Origin of the sequence: Roseiconus nitratireducens, assembly GCF_008629675.1 — a bacterium.
Taxonomy (GTDB): Bacteria; Planctomycetota; Planctomycetia; order Pirellulales; family Pirellulaceae; genus Stieleria; species Stieleria nitratireducens.
The window spans coordinates 526969-545447 of the sequence record NZ_VWOX01000003.1 but is presented as its reverse complement, the minus strand read 5'-3'; the positions used below and the strand labels follow the sequence as shown (position 1 = coordinate 545447).

The 18479-nt window shown below is 61.3% G+C and carries 14 protein-coding genes; 4 read left to right on the top strand and 10 right to left on the bottom strand.

The genetic code is table 11. The features are described from left to right. Window positions 1–145: 145 nt before the first annotated feature. Together FYK55_RS07390 and FYK55_RS07385 are read right to left on the bottom strand one after the other, a co-directional pair. On the bottom strand, window positions 146–1360 hold the full coding sequence (locus FYK55_RS07390; RefSeq protein ID WP_150075730.1) for a cofactor-independent phosphoglycerate mutase: 1215 nt from the start codon (window positions 1358–1360) through the stop codon (window positions 146–148). A gap of 610 nt (window positions 1361–1970) precedes the next feature. Further along, window positions 1971–3386, bottom strand: a complete 1416-nt coding sequence (locus FYK55_RS07385) for a dicarboxylate/amino acid:cation symporter (RefSeq protein WP_150075729.1) — start codon at window positions 3384–3386, stop codon at window positions 1971–1973. Between the two features lie 213 nt (window positions 3387–3599). Here FYK55_RS07385 and FYK55_RS07380 point away from each other — a divergent pair, with 213 nt between their 5' ends. Next, the gene (locus FYK55_RS07380) at window positions 3600–3971 is read left to right on the top strand and encodes a hypothetical protein (protein WP_150075728.1); all 372 of its coding nucleotides are present in this window, start codon (window positions 3600–3602) and stop codon (window positions 3969–3971) included. A 281-nt stretch (window positions 3972–4252) separates the two neighbouring features. Then, window positions 4253–5545 (top strand): hypothetical protein, encoded by a 1293-nt coding sequence (locus FYK55_RS07375; protein ID WP_150075727.1) that lies wholly within the window; start codon window positions 4253–4255, stop codon window positions 5543–5545. A 51-nt stretch (window positions 5546–5596) separates the two neighbouring features. Here FYK55_RS07375 and FYK55_RS07370 read toward each other — a convergent pair whose 3' ends face one another. Continuing rightward, complete coding sequence (locus FYK55_RS07370; RefSeq protein WP_390621710.1) at window positions 5597–6127, bottom strand: DUF4112 domain-containing protein; 531 nt, start codon at window positions 6125–6127, stop codon at window positions 5597–5599. A 338-nt stretch (window positions 6128–6465) separates the two neighbouring features. Here FYK55_RS07370 and FYK55_RS07365 point away from each other — a divergent pair, with 338 nt between their 5' ends. After that, window positions 6466–7434 carry a PRC-barrel domain-containing protein gene (locus tag FYK55_RS07365; protein ID WP_150075726.1) on the top strand — a complete coding sequence of 323 codons (969 nt, stop codon included), beginning with the start codon at window positions 6466–6468 and terminating at the stop codon, window positions 7432–7434. Window positions 7435–7453: 19 nt separating this feature from the next. Here FYK55_RS07365 and FYK55_RS07360 read toward each other — a convergent pair whose 3' ends face one another. From FYK55_RS07360 to FYK55_RS07350, 3 genes are all read right to left on the bottom strand, one after another. Then, window positions 7454–8530, bottom strand: a complete 1077-nt coding sequence (locus tag FYK55_RS07360; protein WP_235908491.1) for a polysaccharide biosynthesis/export family protein — start codon at window positions 8528–8530, stop codon at window positions 7454–7456. 375 nt (window positions 8531–8905) lie between these two features. After that, window positions 8906–9349: a hypothetical protein gene (locus tag FYK55_RS07355; protein WP_150075725.1), complete on the bottom strand. Its 444-nt coding sequence runs from the start codon at window positions 9347–9349 to the stop codon at window positions 8906–8908. A gap of 171 nt (window positions 9350–9520) precedes the next feature. Next, entirely contained in the window at window positions 9521–11956 is a 2436-nt protein-coding gene (locus FYK55_RS07350; protein ID WP_161604363.1) for a TonB-dependent receptor, read from the bottom strand. A 383-nt stretch (window positions 11957–12339) separates the two neighbouring features. Between FYK55_RS07350 and FYK55_RS07345 the strand changes: the two genes are divergently transcribed. Beyond that, window positions 12340–13089: an MIP/aquaporin family protein gene (locus FYK55_RS07345; RefSeq protein ID WP_150075723.1), complete on the top strand. Its 750-nt coding sequence runs from the start codon at window positions 12340–12342 to the stop codon at window positions 13087–13089. A 55-nt stretch (window positions 13090–13144) separates the two neighbouring features. Here the strand turns inward: FYK55_RS07345 and FYK55_RS07340 are convergent, their stop codons facing one another. From FYK55_RS07340 to FYK55_RS07325, 4 genes are all read right to left on the bottom strand, one after another. Further along, entirely contained in the window at window positions 13145–15934 is a 2790-nt protein-coding gene (locus FYK55_RS07340; RefSeq protein WP_161604362.1) for an AsmA-like C-terminal region-containing protein, read from the bottom strand. 364 nt (window positions 15935–16298) lie between these two features. After that, entirely contained in the window at window positions 16299–16775 is a 477-nt protein-coding gene (dps, locus tag FYK55_RS07335) for a DNA starvation/stationary phase protection protein Dps (RefSeq protein ID WP_235908490.1), read from the bottom strand. Window positions 16776–17265: 490 nt separating this feature from the next. Then, window positions 17266–17745 carry a response regulator gene (locus tag FYK55_RS07330; RefSeq protein WP_150075720.1) on the bottom strand — a complete coding sequence of 160 codons (480 nt, stop codon included), beginning with the start codon at window positions 17743–17745 and terminating at the stop codon, window positions 17266–17268. Window positions 17746–17954: 209 nt separating this feature from the next. Next, the gene (locus FYK55_RS07325; RefSeq protein WP_150075719.1) at window positions 17955–18425 is read right to left on the bottom strand and encodes a nucleoside deaminase; all 471 of its coding nucleotides are present in this window, start codon (window positions 18423–18425) and stop codon (window positions 17955–17957) included. Between the last annotated feature and the right edge of the window lie 54 nt (window positions 18426–18479).

Here is an 18479-nt window from a genome sequence, read left to right as displayed (position 1 = left end):
GGACGTGAAGGGGAGGAGGCGGGAGCCGGTGACGGGTTCAACGGTGGTGACGTCGACCGGACCGGTGGTAAAGGTCGGCGATGGCGATCCGCGATCACGATCGCCGACCGGGCGAAGCGTCCGGCCCACGGGACGCGTTGCAAAACTAGCGGATGATGAACGAGTCCATCAATTCCCAGCCATGGTCGAACCGCCGATCGGCCGCGGCCGCAGACAATTCGTCGTACGTGGTCTGTCCGTCCGGCGTGATGCCGGTGCCGGCCATCGCCAACGGGACCATGCCGTGGGTGTGTTTTTTCGTGCGGCAGAAGGTGGGGTGATCGGGAGTGACCAGGATGCGATGATCGCCGTGCCCCTGCAAAGCCTCTTTCAGCGGCGCGACGATGTGCTGGTCGATCTGCTGCAACGCTTCGATCTTCGCGTCCGGCCGACCCTCGTGGGACGCTTCATCGGGCGCTTCGATGTGGACGCAAACCAGATCGTAATCCTGTAGCGCGGCCACCGCGGCCTTTCCCTTGGCGGCGTAATCGGTATCCAGGTAGCCGGTCGCCCCTTCGACCTCGATCCGCGGCCAACCGACCAGGGCGGCAATCCCGCGGAGCAGATCGACGGCGGTGATCATCACCCCTTGGACGCCAAAGCGTTCTTGGAAAGACGGCATGTCCGGCGCGCCCCCCAGACCCCACAGCCAGACGTTCGTAGCCGGACGTTTGCCGGCTTGGACCCTTGCCCGATTGACCGGATGGTCGGCGAAGACATCGGCCGAACCATTCATCAGCGCCACCAGCAGGTCGCTGCCGGGACCCCGCGGAAAGTCGTCGGCGACCGACAGATCGGTCAAATCGTGGGGAGCGGTGCTGCGGGTGTCGGCGGAAAAAGGTGGCTGCGTGTTCTCGTCGCCCCGGTAGATCAGCAGGTTGCGATAGCTGACGCCCGGCACGAATTCGAATCGGCCGCCGCTGTCGCCCAGCAAGGCCTCGCCCGCCGCGCTGAGCAGCTCGGCCGCCTCTTCGCTGCTGATATGGTCGGCGGTGAAATCGACCATCGTCTGGTTTTCGATGGTGACCAAATTGCAACGCACGGCAAAGTCGTATGGCCCCAGCTGGATGCCGCTGGCGGCTGCTTCCAACGGGGCGCGTCCGGTGAAGTACCGGTTGGGGTCGTACCCCAGCAGACACAGGTTCGCGATTTCGCTGCCGGCGGGAAAATGGGCCGGCGTGTTGTCGGCAAGGCCCACTTGGCCGTCGGCGGCGATCTGGTCCATGGTCGGCACCGATGCGGCTTGCAACGGAGTCTTGCCACCGAGCGCCTCCAGGGGTTCATCGGCGCAACCGTCCGGAATCACGATGGCGTATTTCATGAAGAGTATCGTCTGGAAATGCGTAAATGACGGCGAAACGGGTTCCCGCCGGCGGCGGCTAGTTTCGCGCAGCCACGCGGAAATCGGAAGGGGACTCGGCCAGGAAGCCCTCACTGGTTCCAAGGCTCTCTCCTTGGAACCCACTGGGCGGGCAGGCTCTGCCTGCGGCGGCGGCGCCGGTTTGTGGCGGCGTCCGACGTCGCGGGAGCTGGCGGAGCCAGCGTGGCAGTGCGTTCCCGGGCGGGAGCCCGGGAACGAGTGTGGGGTGGCGGAGTTCTTGCTCCCTGGTTCCAAGGCTCCGGCCTTGGCACCGGCTGGGCTGGCAGGCTCTGCCTGCCGCGGCGGCGCCGGTTTCTGTCGGCGTTCGACGTCGCGGGAGCTGGCGGAGCCAGCGTGGCAGTGCGTTCCCGGGCGGGAGCCCGGGAACGAGCGTGGGGTGGCGGAGTTCTCGCTCCCTGGTTCCAAGGCTCCGGCCTTGGCACCGGCTGGGCGGGCAGGCTCTGCCTGCCGCGGCGGCGCCAGGTTTGTGGCGGCGTCCAGCGTCCCGGGAGCTGGCGGAGCCAGCGTGGCAGTGCGTTCCCAGGCGGGAGCCCGGGAACGAGGGGGCCTGTCAGGAGGCGGATGCCGCGGCGGGTGACGCCGGAAGAGCATCCGGCAGGCTTTTTTCGACCACGGCCGCTCCGATGCTGTCACCGAGCACGTTGACGGTGGTTCGGAACCGATCCAGCAGCCAATCGACCGTCAGGATCAATCCGATGTACTCCAGTGGCAGACCGACGGCGTTCAAAACGATCAGCATCGTCACCAAGCCGGCCTCGGGAATCCCGGCGGCGCCGATCGCGGCCAACGTCGCGGTCACCGCGACGATCACTTGCTGCATCAGCGTCAGATCAATTCCGGGTACGACTTGGGCGATGAAGATGGCCGCCGCCGCTTCGTAGAGCGCCGTCCCGTCCATGTTGATTGTCGCTCCCAGGGGAATCACGAACTCGGTCGACCGCTTGGAGATGCCGGCCTCTTCGCTGCATTCCAACGTCACCGGCAGCGTGGCCGACGAACTGGCGGTGGAAAACGCGGTCAGCAACGCCTGCGACATCGCCAACATGTAACGGTACGGATTCTCCCGTCGGACCAGATAGAAGATCAACGGAAGTGTCACGAATGCGTGGATCGCCAGTCCGATCAGGACGGTGCCAAAGTACCAGCCGATCTGCGCCAGTTCATCCAAAAACTCTCCGCTGGCTTGCGCCTTACCGAATCGGGCCGCGACCAGGCAGAAGATTCCCAGCGGCGCGATGTTCATCAACAGCATCACGAATTTCATCAACGCTTCGTTCGATTGAACCACCAGCGTGGTGATGCTGCTGACGTCCTGGTGCATCGTCGTCAACATTCCCGCAAACACGATGGCGAACACGATGATCGGAAGCAACTGCGTCTCCGCCGCCGCGACAAACAAATTGTCCGTGACCAACATCAACAACAGGTTCTTGAAGATGGATCCGATGCCCGGCTGCGAGGATTCCCCGGGGGGCAGATCTTCCAGGACGCTGGCGACTTCGCCGGTGCTCAAGCCGGTCGACTGGGACAAGGCTTTGGTGATCTGCGCCTTGGGAGTCCCCATTCCACCGCCCGACAGTTCGGACAGTTTCGCCTGGTCCACCGTGCCTTCGCCCGGTCGGATCACGTTGACCACCACCAGGCCCACCAACACCGCCAGTACGGTGGTCGCCAGGTAATAACCGATCGCGGTCGCACCCGGACGCCCCAATTTGCGAACGTCCCCCAGCCCCAAGACGCCGCACATCACCGAGGTGAATACCAACGGCACCACGATCATTTTCAAGGCGCGCAGAAACAGCTCGCCGCCGACCTCCAAGGATTCGGCCACGTGCGGCGCAAGCAGCGCCAGCGCGATCGCCGCGATGATGGCTCCGCCGATCGCGTAAGTCAGCCAATTGCCGTGTGGTTTTGGGCGCGAGGGATCGTCCGGAGTCGGATCGGATGCGGAAGGGGCGTCAGACATGATCGGGCCAGCCGTGAGGGTCGGATTCAGATGTGCGTACGATACCAAAGCGGGGCGAATCACCGTTAGCCGAGTTGCCCACGGTGACTCCGCGAGCGTCAGACACTGCGGCGAGAGCACGGTCGGGTCGCGGGCCGAGCCGTCTTTGCGTCGCATCGGAAGACGAAGGCGCTGATGCCGAACCCGTCCGCCGTTCGGTCTGTCATCACTGGCATGTCAACGAAAACTTCTTCCACCGCCGAATACTCCGCCGCAAAGGTGCTGGCGCCGGATGACATCTGCGTCTCGGACTACGTCGCCGTGTTGCGGCAGACCACCGAAATCGTTTCGTTCTGCTGGAGCGACGATGCGCGGTTGTTTCCGCCCGAGACGCCGGTCCGCGTCCGCTGGATTCCCGCTCGCGTGCAGCCACCGCGTCGCGTCGTGGCGGTCTGCCTGCCGTTCGTCTTGGTGGAAGATCGGAAGGGAAAACGCGAGCAAGTCGACTTGCGGATGACGCAGCTGGCACGCGTCGATCCCGGGTTCGCGGAACAAGTTTTCCGGTCGTCGAAAGCCGCCAAGAAGCGAAAGAAAAAGCGGCGGTGACAAAAATGCCGTGGTGACAATGGGGCGTGTTGGAACGCGCGCTGTCGGTTCGGGGATCCCATTGGGGTTCCAGTGGGGGAGCGCGTCCAGCGAGGGTCGGTGCAAGCGTGCCCTCGCTGACGCGGGACCCCTCTTGGAATAATGCGGAGTCAGCCTTTGTCGACGTCAAGGATTCCTCGCTGACTCGGGCCAGGCGAATGCCCACGGTGACGGCGAGGCGATTTAAACTATCGCCCTGCCCTTCCCTGCCCCGCCCTTCCGCTTCGCCTGTTGGTTCCCCGATGAAGATTTCCAGACGTCAATTCCACGCCGCCGTTTCCTCGGCCGCACTCGTCGGAGCTTCCCGCCACTGTCATGCCGAATCGGTGGGCCCGCTGGAAACCTTTGTGCCCTGTCGCGCGATCACGCGGGGACCCGGTCATCACTGGTTCGGCTATTACGACAAACACGAATTCGATCCGACCGGGAAGCTGGTGCTCACCAACGAAGTCGGCTTTGAGGGCCGGTCGCCGACGGCCGACGACCAGATCACCGTGGGGCTGGTCGATACGTCCGACGGTGACCGCTGGCAACCGGTCGGGACCAGCCGCGCCTGGGGATGGCAGCAAGGTTGCATGCTGCAATGGATCGGCCGGGACGGCAAACGGATCCTGTGGAACGACCGCCAGGACGATGCGTTCGTCTGCCGACTGTATGACACCGAATCCAAATCAGTGCGCACCCTGCCCCGCCCGATCTACACGGTGTCGTCCGACGGAAAGTTCGGGCTGTCGGCCGATTTTCGGCGCATCGACAACCTGCGGCCCGGCTACGGATACGACGGGTTGGCCGATCCGAATGTCGCCGTGAGAGCTCCCGAGGACTCCGGAATCTGGCGTGTCGATTTGGAAACCGGTCGCGATGAATTGATCTTGTCGTTGGCCGATGTGGCCGCGATCCCGTGGTCCGACGGAAAGACGCATCCCGAAGCATGGCACTACTTCAACCACTTATTGGTCAGCCCCGATTGCCAGCGTTTCATCGTCCTGCATCGCTATCGCCCCAAGTTTGATCCACGGTCGTTGCAATTCGAAGGCGGCTTTGTCACGCGGATGTTGACGGCGGATGTGGATGGCCGCAATCGCTACGTGTTGGATCCGTCTGGACACACGTCCCACTTCATTTGGAAGGACAGCCAGGAAGTGACGATGTGGACCAAGCCGGCGGGAATGAACAACGGTTTTTACGTGTTCACCGACCAGACCGATCAAGTCCGTCCCGTCGGCCACGATAAGATGCCGGTCAACGGTCACAACACCTATCTGGCGGAGCCGTATCAGGATTGGATCCTGAACGACACCTATCCGGATCGCCAAACGCGCCGGCAAACGGTTTATCTGTACCACGTCCCCAGCGGACGACGTGTCGACCTGGGACATTTCCCCTCGCCGCCGGAATACAAAGGGGAATGGCGATGCGACACGCACCCGCGTAGCAGCATGGATGGTCACACCGTGGCGATCGATAGTCCCCACGACGGCGGACGCCAAGTGTATCTGTTGGACATCCGCGACGTCTTGAACCGGTTCGGGTGATTCCTGAAGCCTCGAATGGACGCGGCCGCATTTGAGATTTTGGCTTTGCCGCTAGGAACCGGTGACCCAGGTCCACATTCGGTTCAACACCCAGAACGTCGCCCAACAGCCGAGCGCAAACAGCACACTGATGCACACCAGCACGGCGAGGACGATCGGCCAAACGCTCCGCGAGTGTTTTCCTTCCTGGTAGTACTCCCGCATCAACTTCGCGTTGCGAAGGTTGGCCTTGTAGAACAAGTCGAAGACGTTGCCCAGAATCGGGACGGATCCGACGACGGCGTCCAGCAGCACGTTGCCGAGCATGCGGCCGACCAGACGTCCGCTGGCTCCGTGTTTGGCCATGGTTGCAATCAGAAGTCCGGAGATGCCCATGCTGATCGCATCACCAAGCCCCGGCACCAGCCCGAGCAGGAAATCGACACCGAAGCGGATTTGAGTCAGCGGAATTCGGAACTGGGCATCCAGCAATTCGCTCCAACGCTGCACCCATAGCAATTCGCGCGGAACCGCCTTGTGAACTCCTTGGTGGGGACCCTTCTGACGGGCGATGGTTTTTCGGCGGGCTTTTCTCAGAGGCACCGTTTCTCACATCGGTTCGAGAAGAAGAATCACGTTTCGCTTGGGACGCGCACGAAAGGCGGGAACGCGCGTCAGAATCGTATCCGTCGCCGACGCGATTCGCTAGCAAGGGGTCATGAAGCAATGCATGGTCGCCGATTCGCAAGCGACCGCTCTGGCGGCCGACCTGCCAGTGGCGAAACCGGTCCTGACTCCGAGAGGCCCGGAAACGCTGCAAAGTGGCAACGTTCGGCGGCGACGTTCACTTGGCACTCGCTTTGCATTACCGCGAGGAGCGAAGCGGAATAGCAAGTCGCCGGATGGCGGACGCGACAAAGTGAAACCAAGGGAGTCTTGTGATGAATGGAAATCGAAGTCAACGGTTACTCGGTCGATGGTGCGAAGGGAGAGTGACCGTGCTGGTTCTTTCCTGCTTGGTTGCGGCTCCCTTAGCGGTCTGCTCATGGGTAACGGTGGCACGAGCGGACGAATCCGGCCAGCAGGCCCAGCGCGACCAGGCACCGTCAGCCGAAAGCAAATCGTCAGCCGAAGGCAATCGTGGGCCATCGGCGGTCGGTCACCATCACGAGACCCTGGTGCGAGCGACGGAAGTCATCGGCACGGACTTGGCGGAAGTCGATGATTCGCTCGGCTCGGTCGCGGACTTGGTGCTGGACTTGCAAACGTCGCAGGCGGCGCTGGCGTTGTGCGCATACCGCGATCCACCCCAGGATGCCGAGGCGATGTTGGCCTTGCCGATCACGGCCTGGGCTTTTGATCGGGCGAACGCCATCAAAAAGCCGTGGCTGACCGACGAGATGATTCGGCAATCCTCACCGGTCACGCCGCCTTTCGACCGATTTGATCGTCGATTGGCCGGTGAACAGTATCAACAATTCGATCAGCCGCCGTACTGGCTGGCATTCGTCGATCGTCAGCAGGCCAAAGATCCCAATTTCGAATTCGACACACGCGACTTCAAGCTGGTGCTGTTTTCAAGCCTGAAAGATACGGCGGTGGTCTCATCCGAAAACGACGTGGTCGGCACGATCAGCGACTTGGCGATAGACCCGATCTCGTCGCAAATCGCCTATGCCGTGATGGACACAGCCAAGGACCGCGCTAAGCGCTTTGCGATTCCGCTGGGCGCATTCGTGGCAACCGATGATCAACGATTCAAGATCGAATTAGGACGCGATGAGATTCTCAAGCGTCCGACCTTCCGGGAATCAAACCTGCCGAAGGTCGTGGACCGCGGTTGGATCGAGTACGTTGCCGTGCGTTATGGTCGCGAAGGCGTTCAAAATCGACCCCATCAGCCGCGATGAACACGCCGTCTTGAGGACGTCAATCAAATTCCAACTCCCCATCCAGCGGGCCTTGGAGTTGACGGTCGGCACCGGGATCCGTGGGCAACGGGCGTGAGGGGACCGGTGTGGGCGGTTGACCGGGAGCCGGCAGTTCCGTCGCGGGCAGGTCGCCCGTGGGCAAATCATTCAGAGCGGATGCTCCATCGGCAGACGCGGCTTCGTCCGTCCGGATCATGCCGTCGTCTCCCAACGCATCCAGGTCCGGCAAGGGCTCGGGGATGATTCGTTCGACCGGCGGGGGCACAAAGTTCGGCTGGGTTTGGTCGCCGACACGCGGGTCGCGACATGCCACTTGTCGGCTGCAGCATCGCTCGCAGGTTTGAGATCCCTTGCAGTACGCCAGCATCTCCTCACAGAACGATTGTCGTCCGACAAAGATCCGGTCACCGGGTTGCAGGTGGTAGTTGGTGGTGGTGTCTCCCAGTTGCGTGATCGCGCGATAGCAAACCGGCAAGGTCACGCGGCACGAGCAGGGCTGGGTGGGCCGCGCCAACAGCAGGTCGCAAGCCGACGCGCGGGCGGTCAAACCGCCGGCTTCCAGGATGGCGTCCAACACGGTTTCATGACCCGCCAGCGGATAAGCTCCCGGAGAATTCACTTCGCCGATCACGTAATAGCGATGGATCGGCTGGATCAATCGCACGTTGACCGCAACGGCTTCTTTTTCCACCGCCGCAATCGCCCGCTGAACCGCCGCCTCGGCCTGCTCCAGAGTCAAGCTGGCAACGACGACACGGCCAAATTCGGCCAAGTCAATCGTCCCGTCTGCCATCACTTGCTGATCCGCCGGAAGGCGAACGTCCGAATCGAAGTCCGCCAGTTCGATCAGCAGCTCGTCACCCGGTTGCAGGTAGTGAGCCGGCCGAACCTCCTTGGAGAGCTCGCGGGCCAGCGGGCCACGCACGGACGTCTGGGCGAGGACCTCTTTGGTATCGTCGGTCATCACGTGGGCGACCGGGTACGCGGAAAAGCCCAGCAAGCTGCAACCGGGGGCCGTGGCGACCAGTAGTAGTAAACACGATAATTTGGCGGCGATTGATATCTGCGTATTCATACCAATGCAATCGACACCTGCGGCCGGCAAATCCTGTCAATGGTGTCTCTGCCGTTAAACCTTCTCATCGATCCGCCGATTCGGCCAGCGCTTCGCCGGACAGAGACACTCTGAAGTAGCCTCGCTCGCCAGTAACCACGCTCGCCCGTAACCACGCTCGCCAGAGCGTGGACCGTCCCTTGCCAACGTCACTGACGAGACATAAATCGTCTTGGACGAGGCTTCGCTGGAAAGCGATGCTCTGGGGTAGCCACGCTCGCCAGAGCGTGGGATTTCCATCATTGCCACCGTCTGGCGACGGTAGCGACACCGAATTCGTGCTGACCGAGCATTCCGCAACCAAGATGGACGGGAGTTGATAGCACTTGGGTGCGCTCACATCGGACGCAGCAGGCCTTTCAGGATCCGGAGCGTGCGACGCACACCTTCCGGCCCAACGCGGGAACCATGTCCCGGACCCGAGGCGTCGCTGAAAGCGACCAGGGAACCGGCACCAAAATAGGTCTCAATCAGGTCGTCGGGCGGTCCGACGGAGACGAAGAAACCGCCGGAGTGGACGGTTTGGAAATAGGTCACCGGCCCGTGGTCGGGATGGGGGGCGGCGTTGTGGAGTCCTCGTTGGACACCCGCGTCGAGCGTCTGTTTGATCGTTTCGACCGTCAACTCCTGGATCTGCGACTCGTCCAATTCAATGTCGACGATCTGGGTGTAGCCTTGGGGCGTGTCTTGGCAGCAAACCAGGCTGATCTTTTGTTTTTCCATCATCGGATCCGATTCTTTGAGGTAGCCACGCTCACCAGAGCGGGGAATTTGCATCATTGCCAGAGCCTGGCGACGGCGGCCATATCGGATTCGCGTGCAAATAGAACCTTGCTGGACAGTGGCACTTTCAATCGAGAACACCGTGATTTCCATCGCGATGAGCGGCAAAGCGCTACCGGCCGGTGAAGGCGAGAAAACCCGCGGCTCGCCCAAAGTAACGCTGTCCTGTTAATGAAAGTACTGGTACCCGAACACCGCGTTGAATCCGGGGCCGTCGACACCGCTTCCGAGCACGCGGAAATACTTGTCGGTAATGTTTTCCAGTGACAACGAAAGGTGGTGTTGATTCTGGTTGCCAAAGGACTTTCCGGTCCGCAGGTTCAGTGTCGCATAACCCGGTGTGCCGCCGGGCAGGAAACGGACATCGCCAAGGTTGGAATCGTTGTAACGATCGGCTCGCCGCACCATCCAGGTGTAGAGGTCAACGTAGCAACGCTGCTCCGGCTCTTCAAACCGCAATCCCAGGATCCCCTGGGTCGGCGGGATCCGTGAAATCGGCTGATCGCTGGTCGTGATCTGGCCGTAGGTGTAATAGAAGTTTCCGTACAGCGCCAGGTCGGGACGGATCAGGTACTCGCCGTCAATCTCTGTGCCGTTCAGGTAGGCGGTCTGGTTGGTCAGGAATCGGGCTCCGTCAATCGTTTCACGCGAGATGAAACTGCTGAAATCCGTCCAGTACTCGATCGCCTGCAGCCGGAACCGGTCGGTGTTGAACTTAATCCCGACTTCGTAGGTCTGGCTGTGTTCCGGTTGAACGTTCAGGTTTCCAACCAGCGGCACGGATTGGTTGTTTTGCAGAAACGTCTTGTTCGCGGTCAGGTCGTCAATCGTCGGTGCGCGAAAGCCTTCGTAGTAGCCACCCACCAATCGCACCTTGTCGGTCAGCTCGTAGCCCAGTCCGACGCTGGCAATCCAGTCTTGGTAGGTTCGCTTGAAGAAGGTCGGACCCAGCGTATCAAAGTTGGGTGTTCCGGAAATGTTGATGTTCTCGTAGCGGACGGAGGTCGTGGCATCCAGCCGTTCGGTGAGCGGAACGTGCCAGGAGGTGAAGACCCCGACGCGATCCGCTTGAGAGTCATCGGGATACTGGGGGTCGGTCGGTGTGGGAGTTGCCCCCGGCAACGTCGGGTCGTCAATTCGGACTCGCCTGGCGTCGATCGATTCGCTGTAGAAGTCCGTGCCGTAAGTCAGCTTTCCGAACACGTCCACGTCCTTGGCGGCCGTCAGGATGGTTCCCCAGCCCAGGTCGTCAAATTCGCCGATTTCTCGGCGTGTCGGGACGGCGTCGGGATCGTTGCTTGCGTAGCGGTCAACCGTTGAAGCTTCTTTGGTGCGGGACCCGGATAGGGTGACGGAGTAGTAGTCGGCGAACAGGAAGTCGTCGGGCAATAGACCTTCCAAACGTCCGTAGATCAGATCACGCTGCTGCGGGTCGAATACGGTCGGGCGCTGGGTGGGCACGCTGCCGTCGGTGGCCGGACCGAGCACGAACGGCAAGAACCGATCGCTCCGTTTCAGGTCCTGTTGTTCGAAGTGCTGCATGGCAAAAGTCAACAAATGATCTTCGTTGAGCATGCGTTGCAGTTTCAGGTCGCCGGAGTATTGCTGGTAGTCTGTACCAGGTTGACGCCCAAAGTCTCCACCGCGATCCAGGTTTCCGACGTCCAGGTACGACACGCCGCCGTAGACGCCCGTCGCGCCGTACCAGCCGCCGAATGCGGTGCGCGTGTACGACGAGGCTTCGGCAGTGCTGTAGATTTCGGTCAGCTCCGGGCTCAGGTAGTTGCCGCGAAACGGATTGGCAGATCGCGTGACGACATTGATCACGCCGCCGATCGCGTCGCTACCCCACAGGGCGGACTCGGCGCCGCGAATCACCTCGATGCGTTCGATCGACCCCGGATCGATGGTGGCGGCATACTGGTTGGGGCCGGGACGCAGAATGCTGGTGTTCATGCGGATCCCATCGACCAGGATCAGCACCTGCTGGCCGGTCAGTCCGCGGATGAAAGGCGACAGCTGGCCGTTCCCGGTTTGCTGCAGCATCACGCCGACCTCCTTCTGCAACGCCCGATACATCGTGGTGGCCTGGCGACGGTCCAGATCGTCCCGATCGATGATGGTTCCCAACCGTGGCGTTTCAAACAGTGATTCGTCGCCGCGCACGACGCTGTTCAGTCCGGTCGGATTGCTCAGCGTGCCGCCGAATGTTTTTTCGCTCAAGGACGGGAAGGATTCGCTGAAGCTCGCTCCGCCGTCGGCATTTGCGTTGAATGGATCCAGGGGCTGGGATTCGAAATCACCCGTGAAATCGTCGGCCGGCGGGGTGACATTTCCAGACGGCTGGCCGGTCGGCGGTTCCAGCACCGGCGCGGCATCGGACGGGGCCACCGCTTCGGGCTGGGCATCCGAGTTCGCTGGCGGTCGAACCTCGATTTCCGGAAGGGTGGGGCCGTCATCCGGTTGCTGAGCGGAATCCTGTTGCAGAGCAGCGGTCAGCGACAGCGGAGCGGGGTTGGAGCTGTGGTTGAGCGGCCCGTCAGCGAGCCCATTGACGGCGAAAGCTGGCAGCAGACTGATCGCTAAAAGTGCAATCCTATTCAATGGATTTGTCCTGAGTCTTGAACAATCGCACCACCGTGGCGACGGGGCTGGGTGCTGACGATTGTTCAGGTTGTCCTGATGACGCTGATCGGCGGGTGGCCGGTAGTGCTTGATCGACAACGTTTACCGCCCGCAAACTCGACCCAGTCCCGTCGGGCGCAAAGGGCATTCCACGTGGACCGGTGGAGAAACCGCCCGCCGCGGCGATTGCTTCACCGCGGGGAGTTCGACGTCAGAACCGCCGGCTGCCAGGGCACCCGCGCCGTGGGCGGCTTCCTGATACGATTGGTCACCCGCAATTCCCCAGGCGGCCCGGACCGTGACACCGCGTGGTGGTGTTCCGCGGGACCGCACCGCGGTTGTCGTCGTCCCGGAGCCTACGCATGCATCCCTTCGTCGCCGAGTTTATCGGTACCCTGTTGTTGATCTTGTTTGGCAATGGTGTGGTCGCCAACGTCGTGTTAGCGAAGACCAACGGGCAGAATGCCGGCTGGATCGTGATCACGGCTGGATGGGGCGTCGCCGTGTTCATTGGAGCGTTTTGCAGCCAGGAATTTAGCGGCGCCCACATCAATCCCGCCGTCACCCTGGCGATGTGGCTGGCCGGGGAACTGGGCTCCGCGTCGGCCGCCGGATACGTCGCGGCGCAGTTTGCCGGTGCGATGGTCGGAGCGGCGTTGGTGTACCTGTTCTACCGCGAGCATTTTCGGGTGACCGACGATGCAGACGCCAAACTGGGGTGCTTTTCCACCGCACCGGCCATCCCCAATCCGTGGCAGGCGTTTTTCTGCGAGGCCTTGGGGACGTTCGCTTTGATCCTGCCGATCTTCCTCATGACCGCGCCCAGCCTGGTTGCCAACGGACAGCCCTCCGAATCCGACCCGGTGTTGGGACTCGGGGCGCTGGGGGTGTTGCCGGTGGGGTTGCTGGTGTTCGGCATCGGTCTTTCACTGGGAGGAACGACCGGCTACGCCATCAATCCCGCGCGAGATTTGGGGCCGCGTTTGATGCATGCCCTGTTGCCCATCCCCGGCAAACGCGACAGCAATTGGGCGTACGCCTGGGTGCCCGTGTTGGGACCCTTCGCCGGTGCCGCGCTGGCCGTGCTCGCCCACCAGTTCATGGCGATCTAAGCTTGGGCAATGCGGCGCTTCGATCGCTTGGTGACGAAAGCGACACCTGGCTGTGTCAGTCGAAGATGATCGAATCGGCAATCACCAAGCCCAAGGCCTCTTGCACCGCAAATCGGCGAACGTTGGCTTGCAGCGTTTCGGCCGGAAGCAAACGGATGATCGGGTCCCGCGTCGGACCGGCCAGTTCGAACACCAGTGTTCGGTCGCTGACGATGCGATTGATCTGGCCGATGAACGCAAAGTCCAACAGGGCCTGGGTGCCAATGCTGGCGATCAACTGGTTCTGACCGGTGAAGTTGCCGGTGGACAGCACGGTCAAAACATCCATTTGTCGGTTTTCCAGCCCCACGCGTCCGGCTGCCGTCACGGCCACACGGTCGGCCGACATTGCAAGCGAATCAATCACCAGGCTGCCGCGGCTGATCCGTCCCGTCGAGGCACCGCTGGTAAATCGTGCCCCAGCCAGCGAGGATGCTCCCAGCAAGGATCCGGCCGCTGACAGGCCCGGCACCGCCGTGGCATCGGTTCCGCCCAAGCGGACGCGGTACTCGCCATCCAGATCACGAAGGCTGTGGATGTTGCGGCCAGTCAGCGTCATGTCGCCCGTCAGATCGCCTCGACCGATCGTGCTGGTGCCAACGTAAGCGCTCAGCAAACTCTCAAATTCCACATGGGTGGCTCGCCAGCGGCTGTCCATGTGATAGCCGCTGCGTCCCGAGGACGTGCTGGCGAATTCCAGCCGGCCCTTGACGCGGCCTCGTGCCAGGTCCGCATTGATTGACGGAAACGCGACCGCCCAGCGGTAGGGCGCCGCGGAAAACTGGCCGTGAAAAGAGGTGTGCGCGTCGCCGACCGGAAAGCCAAACGTCTCACCGTTCTCCACCGCCAGCGACCCGGTCACTCGGACGGAAGTCAGCGAATCGCCGTTGCCGACCAAGGAACCACGTCCCGAAACCATTCCGCCGAACCATTGGTCGGCTCGGGGGCTAATCGGCAGCAGAACACGATCGGCATCGGCACGCGTCAAACGAAAGTTGATCAATCGGGGACCGGGTTGCAGTGACCAGCGACCTTCGGCCTGCAACTGGCCGCCGGCGTAAGTTCCAGAAATCGAAGACAGCTCAATTCCGCCTGCCATGGCGGTCAGTTGTGCCCGCAATCCGCGCGACAGCAGCTGATTGCCGGACGTCCAGCCGTTGATCTCCAATTGTGAATCGGCAGCCCACGGGCCCTCCACTGTCTGACGCAGCTGGATTTGGCCGCTTACGCGCCCGTCGAAACGACTCACACCCCGCGAGGCCAACGAGGTCAGCCGACGGATCGAAACGTCCGCGAGGGTGATTTGTCCCGCGGCCAAAAGAGCCGGCAAGTCACGCCACTGGGTCGATGCGGTCATCGGCGAAGTCGTCTCGACGTGGACGCGGCCGCCGAACAGATTGGCGTCGGCGTTCAAGTCGACACCCTGGTCGTTGATTGCCAACCGAATGTCGGCATCACCGGCGGTCTCATCTCCGATCCGGAGCGGGGCGACCTGGATTGAAGCCGTTCCACGATGAAAGAACGGATCGTCGATGTGGTCGGGTGGTACCGACCATTGCACCGTACCCGACGTCGTGGCAACCACGGTCAACGGAACCGAACTGACCGGCGTTGGCAGTCGAATCCGCGGCGAGATGTCAGTCCATTCCGCATTCAGCCGGTGTTCCCCGTCGCCAGACCGGATGACGCGGGCCTCCGCCTGCAACGTGCCGCCGAAGATCCTGGAATCAAGATCCTTGAGTTCGATGGCTTGCTCGGAAACCGCGTAGTCGGCCGTCAGATTTTGGATCTGCAGATCGGACGCTCCAGCGTCGTCCCGCCGTGGCTGAATCTGAATCTTGCTGGGCGTCAATTTGATGTCGTGTTCGAGCATCCCCAGATCGACTCCGAACAGTCGAATCGATGGCGAGGCGACGGCCGCATCGACTTCAAATTCGGGATACGCACCGGGCGTGGTGAAGCGCCCCTTCCCGCCCGCCTGCAAATCCAACTTTCCGTCCAGCACCCGCTTTGGGGAATCAAAATACAGCCCGACCAAATCGGTCGCCGGCAAGTCGTTCGTCTGGATGTCAAACTGAAATTCGTTCTCTCCGTCCAGCGGGACTTCGGCGGATCCGTTGAGGTAGAACCCGGGAAGCTCGCTGGCGGTCAAACGCAGGTCGGGAACCGACAGCCGCTGGTCACGCAGCTGAAACTTCTGAACCGCCAGCGAGTAGGTGAGTGAATCACCGATGGTGACGTTCTGGCTAGAGATATCGCCCCCGATCTCCCACATCTCTGGGGACCGAAGTTGATCCACTTGGCCGCTGGCCTGCACGGCGGCTGACACCGCGCCGCGGATCGGGCGTTCGGCGGGGATCAACTCAAATTTCTGTAACAGATTTGCGATTGCACCGATGTCAAAATTGGTGGCCTGGATGGTGGCCTGGAAGTCCTTGCTGGGGACTAGCTGGGCGGTCGCGCTGCCGTTGAACTTCCCATCCGTTTGGGCGCCCCGCAGATTGTTCAATTTCAATACGCCCTGGGCGTAATCGACATCCGCCTGCAAGGACGTCAGCAAGACGTCATCGACGCGTAAATTGCTCGCGGCGAAGGTGCCTTTGAACTTGTAGGCTTCCGCCGTCCGCAGTGCGTTCCACGGCACTGACACGTCAAAGTTGATGTCCGCCTTCCCGGCCAAACGGACCGGTACCGGAATGCCAAGGCTTTGAATCCGGCGCGTCAGCGCTTGAAGGTCGATCGCTTCAAAGGACCAATTCGACGACCAGTAGCGATAGTTCCCCGCCGGCGCATTCTGAGCCACCACGTTCGACGATCCGCCGAAAACGATCAGGAAAACTGTCAGGGTTAAGTAAGCTGGCCGCATGCTATGCCGTGGTGGGTGGATCCGACGTCGGTTACCGTCCGTGGGGGGATGACCCTTTCGTGTACATCGGCGAATCGGTCGGGAATCACCAACCGGCATCCGCCCACCAACAGGATTTTGCCTCATCCCGCCCCACCAGCCGCTACGGCAGCGGGCGAGGGCGGAGAAATCATCCCGGGCGACCTTTCACCAATGGCGATGGCCCATGTTAATCGTCCTCCGCCAAAATCAAATCAAAGGATCGGAGCTGATTTGGGGCCGCGGCCGGAGGAGAAACGCCAACCAGCCACTTTGCGCGGAGCGTTCACACCTCCTGAGACTGCACCATCCAGAGATGCTTCTCCAAAACACCGCTGATTCCGATGCACATGTCCTCAGAAATCGGATCCAGGTCACCCAGGCTGGCGATCGCTTCGCGCAGCTGGTCGACCGTGGTTTTGAGCGCGTCGGCGACCCGCGAAATGGTTTCTGGTACCTGTTGAAAATCGCTCGGATAGCTCGCCAAATCCGTCTTCTCGGCAACCGTGCTCGACCGCCCGTCCGGCGGCAAGCCTAACGCCGAAATCCGTTCGGCAACCTCATCGCTGGCCTCGCGGACCGAGGCGATGATTTCATCAAGCTGCAAGTGCACCGATCGGAAGTTGTGTCCGACCACGTTCCAGTGGGCTTGCTTGAGCAGCAAAGCCAAGTCGACCAGGTTGACCAGGTTCTGTTGCAACAGGTCAACGGTCTTTTGCTGATTGGCGTCGTCCAGAATCTGTCGTTTGAATGGAGTCGTCATCGTTGTCATAAGAATCAATGGGTAAGTGGATAGTTGAAAGGGAATAGGAACGAAATTCGAACCGTCCGCCAGCTCGCGCGAGCGTCAACGCGCGGCATCACCTCGTGCATCCATCCTCTCGCAGGACGAGGATCGGTGGGCCGGTTCGGAGCCGCTGGGATCTGTTCGGGAAGACCCGGTCATTTCGCTAGGTCGTTCCGCCAGGGGATTGTGCCGCCAGGACAAGGTTGGCTTGGCGTCGCTCTGCCCGTTTTCTGATGCAACCGATGCATATTCTGATGCGACCAATGCATTCGTCTGCGAATCAAATTGCATTGCACCGCAACAAACTGCAGAGTCTCATTGCCCCGTCGCTGCCGTCGCCAGACGGCGGATGACGACGCTCTGACGAGCGTCGCTATGAGTCAAAGCTCAAACATTTGTAAGCAACTGCGGTGCCAATTAGTTAGGTGCCGGCTTGCCCCGTCTTCGACGTCCGATGAGATCGGTATCAGGGATTCTGGCCGGCGCGCCGAACCAGTTCCCGCAAGGTGGGCGAAATCCTGGGGGACGAATCGTCGCCGACGTCAAAACTTCCCCAGGCGGGCGAACGACGCAAGGTCCGAAACACCGCATCCAGGAACGTCGACTTGGTAAGCGGTTTGGCCAGGAAAGAATCGGCGCGATGCTCACGCACAAAGCGTTCAACTTCATGGTCTTGCAGGCTGCTGATCACCAGCACCGGAGTTTTGCAAATCATTGCGTCCTCCGAGTTACGGATCAGTCGCAGCAGATCAAACCCGGTGCAGTCAGGCATGTCGATATCGGAGATCACCAGGTCCGGGTGATTGACCGCAATCAATTCATAAGCTTCGACACCGTCGGCGGCGGTGAAGCATGTAAACCCAAGATCCTCCATCCAGCGGGCGATCTGCTGCCGAGGGGCCCGCACGTCGTCCGCGATGACACACTTTCCGATTCTGTTTTGCACGTCAACCTTTCAAGATTTGCGTATCCCGGTGGGTGAGCTGATTGATCCGGTCAACCAACTCGCCGGTCGAAATCTAAGCCCTCACAGCGCCCAATCCAACCGCCTGGTTGGCGAACCGAACGCACCCCGGCACAACGATTGCCGCAACGCAATCGGCGGACCAACTGGCCGTGAGTTGGCCGGAGGATTTGAGGTCGGCCTCACGCAAATCAATCGCCGGCCCGTTGAAACAGGTTTTGGCATTCTTGACGCAAGATTTCCCCGTACACCAAAAACTCTGGATCGACCCTGTCAAAGGTTTCTCGGCATTCGAACTGGAGCAAGGTGAACCCCGCCTCCTGGGCGTCCTGCACGGTCGCCCCAAACACCACATTCCGAATTCCGGCCAGCACGATCGCGGAAGCGCACATCGCGCACGGCTCACACGTCGCGAACAGCCAAAACCCTGACAAGTCCGGCTGGCCGATTTTCTTGCAAGCTGATCGGATCGCCTCCACTTCGGCATGTGCCGATGGATCCAACGCCGATTGCACGCGGTTGTGTTCGGCAACAATCGGCTCGCCCCTGGCATCGTAAATCGACGCGCCAAATGGACTCTGACCTTTGCCGATGCCGACTTTGGCAATCGCAACCGCTGTTCGCATTCGTTCTTCAAGCCCTTCGCGGCTGTTCATCGACATCGCACTACTCCCGCTAGCTGGAAAAGTTCAAGATGGCGAGCGTGGCGACGTGAA

Excerpts from the sequence above, each read along its gene's own strand:
- FYK55_RS07345 (WP_150075723.1), top strand. The coding sequence starts at position 12,340 with ATGCATCCCTTCGTCGCCGAGTTTATCGGTACCCTGTTGTTGATCTTG.
- FYK55_RS07390 (WP_150075730.1), bottom strand. The coding sequence starts at position 1,360 with ATGAAATACGCCATCGTGATTCCGGACGGTTGCGCCGATGAACCCCTG.
- FYK55_RS07375 (WP_150075727.1), top strand. The coding sequence starts at position 4,253 with ATGAAGATTTCCAGACGTCAATTCCACGCCGCCGTTTCCTCGGCCGCA.
- FYK55_RS07380 (WP_150075728.1), top strand. The coding sequence starts at position 3,600 with ATGTCAACGAAAACTTCTTCCACCGCCGAATACTCCGCCGCAAAGGTG.
- FYK55_RS07325 (WP_150075719.1), bottom strand. The coding sequence starts at position 18,425 with ATGTCGATGAACAGCCGCGAAGGGCTTGAAGAACGAATGCGAACAGCG.
- dps (WP_235908490.1), bottom strand. The coding sequence starts at position 16,775 with ATGACGACTCCATTCAAACGACAGATTCTGGACGACGCCAATCAGCAA.
- FYK55_RS07385 (WP_150075729.1), bottom strand. The coding sequence starts at position 3,386 with ATGTCTGACGCCCCTTCCGCATCCGATCCGACTCCGGACGATCCCTCG.
- FYK55_RS07360 (WP_235908491.1), bottom strand. The coding sequence starts at position 8,530 with ATGAATACGCAGATATCAATCGCCGCCAAATTATCGTGTTTACTACTA.
- FYK55_RS07365 (WP_150075726.1), top strand. The coding sequence starts at position 6,466 with ATGAATGGAAATCGAAGTCAACGGTTACTCGGTCGATGGTGCGAAGGG.
- FYK55_RS07355 (WP_150075725.1), bottom strand. The coding sequence starts at position 9,349 with ATGATGCAAATTCCCCGCTCTGGTGAGCGTGGCTACCTCAAAGAATCG.